Genomic DNA, 9,763 nt, shown 5'->3' with positions numbered 1-9,763 from the left:
GATTCGTGGGCTTTTTGTTTTTCCATTTGTTCGTCCTAATGGATTTGCAATTTCTAACCATCCTTGCCCACAATCATCAACTGTAATGCGCATGTTCAAATTCCCTTTTTTGCTTTTATCTCCGCGAGAATATAATTGTCTTGTCCGCAAATCTTTCCATTCTTGATTGGATATCTTGTTTTTCATTCTTTCATAGAAATTTTTCCGTCCACCAAAAATAATAGGAGGTAATGTTTTATTTTTAATATGTTTTGCATACGTTTCAATTTTTTGTTCTAATTTTTGTTTTCGTTTTCTTAATCCAATTAGACAAGTTTCTAATGCAACTTGTTTAGGTCTTTTTTTGCCGCGTTCATAATCATCTATTTTTTGTAATGTCTTTTCTAACTTTTTTTGATTGTTTTCTAGGTAAACAGGAAGAAGTTCTTTTTGAGAGAAAAGGATCGTTTGCGCTTGTAAAATTGCATCTTCACAAAAACGTTTATTTAACAAATATTTAGGTTGTAGTTTTTTTATCAATTCTTTCTCGTTTTCGCCCTCAATCAAACGATTAAAACTATATCGTTTTGCACTTTCGAACGTACGGATCAAAGTAATTAAATCTTCCATTTGTTCTTTTGTAATAGAATTGATTTTACAAGTACGTGTTGTTTTCATCCTTCCCCCCCCTTTTCATCACCTGAAAATATTATAGGTTGAATTCTGTAAAATATAAAACCTGTAATTGTAAATTTTTATAGTTTTTTATAGATTCTTATTTACTGTTATTACCTCCTTCCAATTCTAGTGTGATGCAAAAATGAAATAAAAAAACACTCCTCCCTAAAAAAGGGACGAGTGTTTTATTCGTGGTTCCACCCTTGTTTCAATTCGCAAAGTAACACACTTCACCAATTTCTCAAGTCTAAAATAACGGTTTTTGCCGGCAAGCAATTACTAAATGTTCGTTCACTGCTGCAGTTCAGAGGTGGTAATCTATTTTTTCGTATTAGGAAGCTCACAGCCAAAGGCTTCCCTCTCTGAGAATCGTAAAAAATTGATCGTGTCCTCATCATCACTTCTTGATGTCGAATTTTGTAGTTATTGTTCATTATATTGAATTGTTAGAAAAAATCAATATATTTTTTATATAACATACGAAATTTTTCTCTTCTTATATTATAACAGAATTTACGACACTTCTCTAATTCCCTAAAAACGGTATAATTCATATAGGAGGTGCACCAATAATGATTGCTGTTTTTTGTATCATCGCTACATTTCTTTCTGTTCTATTCGCTATCATGCATCGGCACAAATATCCTGGTTATAGCATTTTAGCGGTAGCTATTATACCAGCTGTTTCCTTCTATGTATTAGGTAAATATCAATATACGGAAGTATTTATCGGTTTTGCAATCTTCTACTGCGTCTTTGGATACATACTAACAATAAAAAGAATTTTATTGAATCGTTAAAAAGGACCGATTTCTGCTGACAGAAATCGGTCCTCGCACGTACCTTCCGGTTGCCCACACGAAAGCTACGTAATTCGCTTATTTATCTTCTTTGTTCATAAAAAACTTATGATGCGGAAGATCCACATTTAATGCCTCTAATTGTTTCTTTTCATTGTCTAAAATCTCTTTTGCCTTTGTTTTTGTTGCCTCATCTAATCCCGCAAAGATATCTTCATGCTTCTCTTTCTCTGGGAGTTTCACGCCTAACTTCGTTAATTCTTCTTTTGCTTGCTCATGCGTTAATTTGCCGGACTTAACTTGTTCAAAAATTGATTTCACTTTTTCTTTCGCCTGTTCATCTAAGTTAGCAAGCATATCTTTACGCTTACCCTTCTCCGGCATTTTCACGCCTAATTTCGTTAATTCTTCTTGCGCTTGTTCACGTGTTAATTTTCCGGATTTCTCTTGCTCTAAAATTGATTTCGCTTTTTCTTTCGTTTGATCATCTAATCCCGCAAACATTTCTTTGTGTTTACCCTTTTCCGGCAACTTCACTCCTAGTTTTGTCAATTCTTCTTTTGCTTGTTCTCTTGTTAATTTTCCAGACTTTTCTTGCTCTAAAATTGATTTCGCTTTTTCTTTCGTTTGATCATCTAATCCCGCAAACATTTCTTTACGTTTTTCTTTCTCTGGAAGCTTTACACCTAACTCCTCCAACTGTTTCTTTGTATCGTCCATAATTGTTTTTACTTTTTGTTTTGTAGCATCATCTAAATCTTTTTTCGCCGTTTTTGCAGACTGATCCACTGCTTGAGTATTCGTTGCCGCGAATGCCGGAATACCGACTCCTCCAATGATTCCGAATGATAAAGCACCTGCAATCGCTAAATACCCAACTGTTTTCTTCTTCATAGGAAATTTCCTCCTTCATATTTCTAATGCATGTACACTTTCGTATACAACGCCTATAGTAATGTTGGTTTCTTAACATTTCCTTAACGACTTAACAAAAAAACACCGCTCATCCCGAGCGGTGTTTTTCTAAGCTTTTTGTAATTGTAATTCTTCACGTTCCATTATTTTTCTTAATACGATTGTTTGTGTCATTGTAAATAAGTTACCTGTTATCCAGTACAACACAAGTCCTGATGGTGCCGCAAATCCCATAAATAAAATCATTGCGGGCATCATAATTTGCTGCATCTTTAGCATTTGTACTTGTTCTCCAGGTGTAATATTCGATTGGAAAACCTTCATTTGAATAAATGTCGTTAATGCTGCAATAATCGGTAATATATGATAAGGATCTGCATGTCCTAAGTTCACCCATAAAAACGAAGATGTACGAATCTCTTCTGTTCGGCTAATCGCATAATACAAAGCAGAGAAAATCGGCATTTGTATAAAGATTGGCCAACAACCAGCAAGTGGATTCCAACCGCCTGATTTCATTAGTTCTGACATTTCTTTTTGATACTGTTTTTGTTTTTCTAGATCTTTGCTTACATCACCGTATTTCTGCTTTAACTTCTGCAATTCAGGTTGCATTTTCTTCATTTTCGCTTGGCTACGATATTGCGAAACAGCTAATGGAATCATTGCTGAACGAATAACGAGCGTCATAATAATGATAGCAATCCCAAAGCTAGCTCCCGGTATATGATGAGCAACAAATTGAATCATAAACGAGATTGGATATACAAAATAATGATCCCAAATTCCCGTACTATGTGCATCAATTGGTGCTGCATTACTGCAACCAGATAAAACAAAAACAAGTAATAATGATAAACTAACGAGCACAGCTCGGTATGATTTTAACATGTTCATTCCTCCAATGTTTCGTAATTATTTAGCGAAACATTGGTGTATACGGACCGACCTCGTCATTCTCTTCACTTGATTCTTGTCTGCGTACAGAACGAATCATTCCATATTTATAAAAAATAGAAAATAGCGGTACATTCCCCGCACTATCTTCACATGTATCAACTAACGCAAATGCTCTTTGTCTACCGCTCGATGCTTGCTGACGCACAAAGCGAGAAACGTTAGCAAGGAAGAAAACTTCTAATAAACAAAGTGCTGTCGTTACAAACGATATATATAGAATTGCATCCTGCAATAAAAATTCCATCGCTTCACATCCTTAATAAGGTCATTTTAGCACATTCGGCAAACATTCTCTATTTCCTTTTATCGTCAAAAAAAGTATTTTGCATATTTTCTCAAGAAAATAATAATTAAGAAACATTGTATTCGCTTTCTTTAGTATATTCACACACATCAATGAATAGGCTTGATTTATTAGAAATTTATAAAATTTTTGCATTATAATAAAACTATTGCCAGTTTTTGAAAAAACCTTTATTCTCTTCTTGTAATCAAAAATGAATATGGAGATGAAACATACTATGGGTCAACTAGGAGACGCCGATTACGTTCCCGACACCGCCTTTTTATCCTTCCCAGCAGCTAAAACATTTCACTTAGAATTTATCATACAGTTGGTTGTTATTTTCGTAGCTTCTATTTTGTATGCAATTTCTATGAATATGTTCTTTATCCCGCATAACATGATTAGCGGTGGATTCGCTGGGGTAGGGATGATTATCGGTTATTTAATGCACTACAATATCGGTGCACTTATCTTTTTACTAAACATTCCTCTTCTTATTTTAAGTCACTTTTACTTAGGCAAGAAGACAACCTTTTTAACAGCGTACTTTGTAGCTGTATCATCGTTAGCGATGAACATTATCCCTGTACACCAAGTTTCAGACGATATTTTACTATCTTCTGTATTCGGCGGTGTAATCTGCGGAGCAGCTTCAGGAATCATATTCCGATTTGCTTCTTCAACAGGTGGTTTTGATGTTGTTGGATTGATTGTAGCGAAATATCGAGATGTTTCAATTGGAGCAATCATATTTGTATTCAACTTAATCTTACTTGTTGTAGCAGGATTTATTTTCGGATGGGATATTACACTTTATACGTTAATTAGTCGATTTGTAGTCAGCAAAGTGATCGATGCTGTGCATACGAAACATATTAAATTAACGATAATGACAATTACAGAAAAAGGCGAGGAAATAAAAAGCGCCCTACTACATCACGGCATACGTGGCGTGACAATGGTAGATGCTGTCGGCGGCTATACAAACCATAAGAAAAAAATGATTTACACTGTCGTGACTCGCTATGAGTTAGGCGAAATGAAACGTATTATCCGTCAAGTGGATAACAAAGCATTTATGAATATTACTGAAACAGTTGAAATTGTCGGCCGTTTCAAACGTATATAAAAAAAGTCAATACATGAAAGGGCATCACATATTATATGTGATGCCCTTTGTTATTCAACTCACGCACCTTTTAGCATAATACAATCACTACGTTTATTACTACAAATCGGAGGATAGCATTCCATATACAATACTGTCTGTCCATTCATCTTTATTCCAGAAATCTTGTATGAAATGTGCTTCCTTTCTCATACCTATTCGTTCACACAATTTTTGTGAAGCTGTATTACGTGCATCAAGATTAGCTTGTATACGATGTACATTACATTCATGAAATAATTTAAATACCAAACGACTTACTGCTTCTGTTGCCAAACCTCTCCCAGCTACTTCATTTGAAAAACTATAGCCAATCTCAACAGTGTCTCTCATATTTGTGTACCATACGGATAAATCACCAACTACCTTAGTTTTGTATATAACCGCCAAACTTAATATTGAGTCTTTAGTAAGTGCATTGTTTGCTAGCTTCTTATTAAATCTTTCCTGCATGTCTTCATGAGTCCACTTATTATGTAATAGGAACTTACATGTATCCTCACTATTATAAATAGCAAATACATCCTGTAAATCAGTACTTTTAAAAGGTCTAATTATTAATCTTTCTGTTGTGAACTCCAAGTTAGCTCTCCTCCCTTACATTACATGCATGCCATAAAACACTTTTTATCGTATTTAAGCCTTCTTAGATCTCACCTTGATTACATATTTCATCAAAATAAATGAAACTCCTTCTTCTACTAAACCGCACCGTTAATGGTATTTCCTTGCATTTTTTATTTTTTACACTTATTACAAAATCAGATAATTCTATTATTATGTCTCTAAATGTGTTATAATGAAAACAGACTCACAAAAAAGAGTATATAGACTTGGAAGTTTCTCATATTTTACAAACAAAAAGAAACGAGCAGTCAGGTATATTTCAGACACCATACACGTAACGGTTTAAATAACCGATCATCTTAGTTACTCTTCAATGATCTTTTTATAAAAAGATACGTACAATTAAAACTCACTTCAATATACTATACCTACCTTTTTGACTTCCAAATCATCTTATTACATAAGGAGATGAACATATGAATCAATATATACGATATACAATAGCTGTCCTGTTTGCTATTATCGGCGGAACAATCTGCTTCTGGACAAACACTCAGCTTGGAGAGAATATCATTTTTAATGGAATCGAAACACTTGTAAGCGCTTCAATTTTAGGTGGATACATTTTCTTCCTCTTTAATCCAGAAGAAAATGCGCAAAAAACAATGTTATTAACAATGATCGGAATTGTCGGCGGATGCATTTCCTACTCAATGACTAACTATACATTACCACTTCAATTAAGCTCAGCTTTCTTCCACGGTCTATGGACTTGGTTCATTGCATTCTGTCTAGCAGATGTATTCAACCTATTACAAGACAACGAAGAAGAAAACGGTCGCCAAATTGAAAGTAACTCGTAAGCTGGAAGATGTTCTTCCAGCTTTTTTTATGTTGGTTTGCATACCCTGATTGGTATTTACCAGATTATATCAGCGATTTTTCAAATATATCGACGATTTCTACACTTATATCAGCGATTTTTTCATTATATCGACGGTTCGACACAGGATATCGACTTACCGACAATTTTCGGCAATCTATTTATACTCTATACCCCGCCACTACAATAAAAAGAAGTTACCCTCACGGCAACTTCTTTTCCATATACCCCATCCAGTACCAACCAGATTATATCAGCGATTTTTCAAATATATCGACGATTTCTACACTTATATCAGCGATTTTTTCATTATATCGACGATTCGACACAGGATATCGACTTACCGACATTCTTCGACAATCAAGACGCTCAACATACCCTATCCCCCAAGCAATTTACTGCCGAACTCTACGATTAAAAAGATAATTAATAAGATCGCGAGTATTTTTAATGCTACATATGCCACTTTAAAAACAACATAAATGAGCAAGACGATTAAAATAATCGTTAAAATTTCCATCTAGAATTCCTCCAAGCTTTGCTCTTCTTATCTTATTTTACTCGCCCCACACTTTTTATGGAACGGCATAAGAAGACATAGAAAAAAGAGGTTACCTCACCCATCGTAAGATACCCTCTTCTTTAGCTGCTCAAACCATTCTCTCTCTAATTGTAAATATCCCATTCCACTCTTCTCAGCGCTCTTCAATTCTTTATCAGCTTTCCTCATATAAGTACGAGATGCTTCCATATCGCCCTCTAAATATTTAATAATTCCTTGTGTGCGATAATATCCGTTTAGATCCATTTTTGTAATAGCCTTCCCATGTTCCCTCGCTTCTTCTAAAGAAAGACTATCCATCTCATAAAGGGCTTTATATAAAAGGTACCAACTATGAAAACTACTAACGAAAAACTTATTTTCTTTCGTTACAGGTAGTTGAACAATTTGTTTTATATACGGTACAGCTCTTTCCATTCCCTCTTGATCCGCACGAGCCAAAAAGACGAGCATAAGTCTACTCATTATCTCTTTTATCCCTTTATTCTCTTTTATTTTTTCCTCACTCAGTTCTACCAATCTTTCATCCCAATCTCTCGGTCTTTTATAACTAAATAACTCACTCGATATTTGAATCTCATATAAATGATTTCTAGCTCTTTCATCATCTTTAATTAAAATAAGAAATTGCATACCATCACTCATAAGCGTTCCTTTTATCGGCACAATTGTAACCGCAAAGATTGCAAAATGGAAAAAGGAAAAATATAAAAGATATTGATAATAACTCACCATATATATGTAACCTGAAGTAATACCAAATAATAAACTCGTAATCGGTCCACCTAAAGTAAGCCATGCCCACTTTTTCGAAAGGTTCGGTGTCTCTATAGAAGGTGGTACTAGTGTTGCAACGCCTCCAAAGTACGCCCATAATTTATTTTCTCGAATGCGTACTTTCCCCTTCTCTTTTTGAACAGTAATGGGTCCTACTGTCATAAATTTAAAATTCAAACCACCTATTACACCGAATACTACATGCCCTAGTTCATGAATGGCTAATACTAACAATGAAATTCCAACTATTGCCCATAGGTTCAAAATTACTTCTAATTTCCCAGTTCGGATTACTCCGTATAAAATGGACAAAACTAACGCCGCCGTCATAGTACCAGCTGGCCTTCTTAAAATATCCACCTTTTTCTCCCCTTAATAAATCATTTTTCTATGCATTTCGTACATATATGTTCCAACATGTAAAACCCAAACGAACGAAATCATAATGACCATAAAATAATCTTTCCCATCTAAAAGTACATAAGCAATTGCCACTAACCATGCACAGGCAAGTGTCATATTTGTATATTGATATACCTTATATCCCGCCTCATGAACAATTTGTTTTTGTCCTTCATCTGCATTCTTTGCCCACATTTCCATTGACTGAGAATACGTAACACTCTGTTCTGGATATAAAGCGTTATACCTTTTCCTCATTACAGACCCTAACCAAGTTATAGCAATAAAGCACACTGTAGATACCACAATACTTACACTAACAAAGAGCAAGCTCCCTTCTTTTGTATACGTTCTATAAAACGCAATAACTGAGCAAACAAACCATGATGGAATAATAATTTCCATTACTCGAAAATAAATAAGCACTATCCCTAACCTTCGTCCCTTAACATTTTCTTCTTCATCTTTCGTTTGTGCGAGTACTCTTGTACGCTTCCAAATATAATATATAGCTATTACGCCAAATAAACTCATCATGCCAATGCTAATAACAGGGGATATTTTACTAGTTCCCTCTGTTGCACTATCCCCTACTACATACCCTATGAACCCGCCACATATCACTCCTGCTAACAGCTTCAGTATAGCCAACATTTTCCCCTTTACTTTACCCTTCACCATCATCTTCCCCCTCCACTAACGTAAATATTTCCTCCACCGGTACATTGAAAATTTGTGCGATTTTTAACGACAATACGATAGATGGTGCATAATCCCCGCGCTCAATTAAACTAATCGTTTGCCGCGATGATCCAATCGCTTTCCCCAAATCCCCTTGTGATAAACGATGCTTTGCTCGCAATTCCCTCACTCGATTTTGAAGCTTCATATCTTCCCTCTTTTTCATTTATTTAATTAAAATTGTAAATAATATCCTTATTTTTGTCAATTATAATTGTCATTTTGACGTTAATAATTGACAATATAATCTATAAATTTTTAAACAGGTAAACAAAAACTTATTAAAATAAAAAAGGCAGTGCATCTGCACTGCCTTCCTAAATTCTGACATAGAATGGATTCCATATTAACTTGCGTTTTGTAATAATGCTCGTTTTAACTGTTTACGGAAACGAACTCCTAACGTAATTGCTACAATCGCAATCACTCCAAAAATAATTTTACCGATATGACCTTCTAGCGCTCCAAAAATATCATGTAAATTGCCACCTAGCCAGTAACCACCGATTAAGAAGAATGATACCCAAAATAGAGCACCTGAGTAAATTGTAATTGCAAAACGGCGGAACGGTAAGTTAATAATTCCCGCAAAGTATCCTGTAAAGTGACGTACACCAGGAATAAAGAAACCGATAAAAATCAAGAAGTATCCATACTTATCAAACCACATTCTTGTTAAGTCGATTTTTCTTTGTGTTAAAAATACGTATTTCCCATACTTTTGAACAAAGGGCATTCCTAATTTATTTCCTAAAAAGTATTGGATCGTCATTCCTACACTTGTCCCAATGAAGGATAGGATAATTAAAATCGGTAAACTTAAATCACCCTTATGTGCTAAAAATCCCGCATATGCTAACGTTGGCTCTCCCGGAAACGGAAGTGCAATATATTCTAACAGCAAGCCGACAAGTACAACATAGTACCCGTATTGCTGAAATAATTCATGAATCCATTCCATGTCATCTCTCCTTTCAATCACGTGCAACTTCTTACTAATATTGTATAAAAAAATTGTCGAAATAACTATCACAATAGCTTACAT

The 9,763-nt window shown here is 34.8% G+C and carries 13 protein-coding genes and 1 other annotated feature; of the genes, 3 read left to right on the top strand and 10 right to left on the bottom strand.

The window, feature by feature from the left end; translation table 11 throughout:
• Window positions 1–657 (bottom strand): transposase (locus PDQ40_RS27440; RefSeq protein ID WP_270691758.1); only part of this gene is annotated, 657 nt, incomplete at its 3' end.
• Window positions 658–826: 169 nt separating this feature from the next.
• Window positions 827–1,064, bottom strand: a binding site (T-box leader).
• 165 nt (window positions 1,065–1,229) lie between these two features.
• On the opposite strand from PDQ40_RS27440, the gene PDQ40_RS27435 reads away from it, so the two are divergent.
• Window positions 1,230–1,457 carry a hypothetical protein gene (locus tag PDQ40_RS27435; RefSeq protein WP_048557418.1) on the top strand — a complete coding sequence of 76 codons (228 nt, stop codon included), beginning with the start codon at window positions 1,230–1,232 and terminating at the stop codon, window positions 1,455–1,457.
• A gap of 78 nt (window positions 1,458–1,535) precedes the next feature.
• Here the strand turns inward: PDQ40_RS27435 and PDQ40_RS27430 are convergent, their stop codons facing one another.
• The 3 genes from PDQ40_RS27430 to PDQ40_RS27420 form a co-directional block, all read right to left on the bottom strand.
• Window positions 1,536–2,351 carry a hypothetical protein gene (locus PDQ40_RS27430; protein WP_048557417.1) on the bottom strand — a complete coding sequence of 272 codons (816 nt, stop codon included), beginning with the start codon at window positions 2,349–2,351 and terminating at the stop codon, window positions 1,536–1,538.
• Window positions 2,352–2,480: 129 nt separating this feature from the next.
• Window positions 2,481–3,263, bottom strand: a complete 783-nt coding sequence (yidC, locus tag PDQ40_RS27425; protein ID WP_000920535.1) for a membrane protein insertase YidC — start codon at window positions 3,261–3,263, stop codon at window positions 2,481–2,483.
• 28 nt (window positions 3,264–3,291) lie between these two features.
• The gene (locus tag PDQ40_RS27420; RefSeq protein ID WP_000394930.1) at window positions 3,292–3,576 is read right to left on the bottom strand and encodes a hypothetical protein; all 285 of its coding nucleotides are present in this window, start codon (window positions 3,574–3,576) and stop codon (window positions 3,292–3,294) included.
• 277 nt (window positions 3,577–3,853) lie between these two features.
• Between PDQ40_RS27420 and PDQ40_RS27415 the strand changes: the two genes are divergently transcribed.
• A complete protein-coding gene (locus PDQ40_RS27415; protein ID WP_000530037.1) occupies window positions 3,854–4,747 on the top strand; it encodes a YitT family protein in 894 nt (297 codons plus the stop codon).
• 99 nt (window positions 4,748–4,846) lie between these two features.
• Here the strand turns inward: PDQ40_RS27415 and PDQ40_RS27410 are convergent, their stop codons facing one another.
• Window positions 4,847–5,368: a GNAT family N-acetyltransferase gene (locus PDQ40_RS27410; RefSeq protein WP_270691757.1), complete on the bottom strand. Its 522-nt coding sequence runs from the start codon at window positions 5,366–5,368 to the stop codon at window positions 4,847–4,849.
• Window positions 5,369–5,829: 461 nt separating this feature from the next.
• Between PDQ40_RS27410 and PDQ40_RS27405 the strand changes: the two genes are divergently transcribed.
• Window positions 5,830–6,216, top strand: coding sequence for a DUF3938 domain-containing protein (locus tag PDQ40_RS27405; protein WP_001077770.1), 387 nt, complete (start codon window positions 5,830–5,832; stop codon window positions 6,214–6,216).
• Window positions 6,217–6,615: 399 nt separating this feature from the next.
• On the opposite strand, the gene PDQ40_RS27400 is transcribed toward PDQ40_RS27405, so the two are convergent.
• From PDQ40_RS27400 to PDQ40_RS27380, 5 genes are all read right to left on the bottom strand, one after another.
• On the bottom strand, window positions 6,616–6,756 hold the full coding sequence (locus PDQ40_RS27400) for a DUF3985 family protein (RefSeq protein ID WP_000404784.1): 141 nt from the start codon (window positions 6,754–6,756) through the stop codon (window positions 6,616–6,618).
• Window positions 6,757–6,852: 96 nt separating this feature from the next.
• Window positions 6,853–7,905, bottom strand: coding sequence for a hypothetical protein (locus PDQ40_RS27395; protein WP_270691759.1), 1,053 nt, complete (start codon window positions 7,903–7,905; stop codon window positions 6,853–6,855).
• A gap of 42 nt (window positions 7,906–7,947) precedes the next feature.
• Window positions 7,948–8,661 (bottom strand): DUF3169 family protein, encoded by a 714-nt coding sequence (locus tag PDQ40_RS27390; RefSeq protein ID WP_270691756.1) that lies wholly within the window; start codon window positions 8,659–8,661, stop codon window positions 7,948–7,950.
• The gene (locus tag PDQ40_RS27385; RefSeq protein ID WP_000776167.1) at window positions 8,645–8,866 is read right to left on the bottom strand and encodes a helix-turn-helix transcriptional regulator; all 222 of its coding nucleotides are present in this window, start codon (window positions 8,864–8,866) and stop codon (window positions 8,645–8,647) included. The genes PDQ40_RS27390 and PDQ40_RS27385 overlap by 17 nt, the downstream gene beginning before the upstream one ends.
• Before the next feature lie 198 nt (window positions 8,867–9,064).
• On the bottom strand, window positions 9,065–9,679 hold the full coding sequence (locus PDQ40_RS27380) for a DedA family protein (RefSeq protein WP_000454757.1): 615 nt from the start codon (window positions 9,677–9,679) through the stop codon (window positions 9,065–9,067).
• Between the last annotated feature and the right edge of the window lie 84 nt (window positions 9,680–9,763).

The sequence above is a fragment of the Bacillus cereus group sp. Bc061 genome (assembly GCF_027715825.1).
Lineage (GTDB): Bacteria > Bacillota > Bacilli > Bacillales > Bacillaceae_G > Bacillus_A > Bacillus_A paranthracis.
This window is presented reverse-complemented; position numbering and strand designations above follow the sequence as displayed.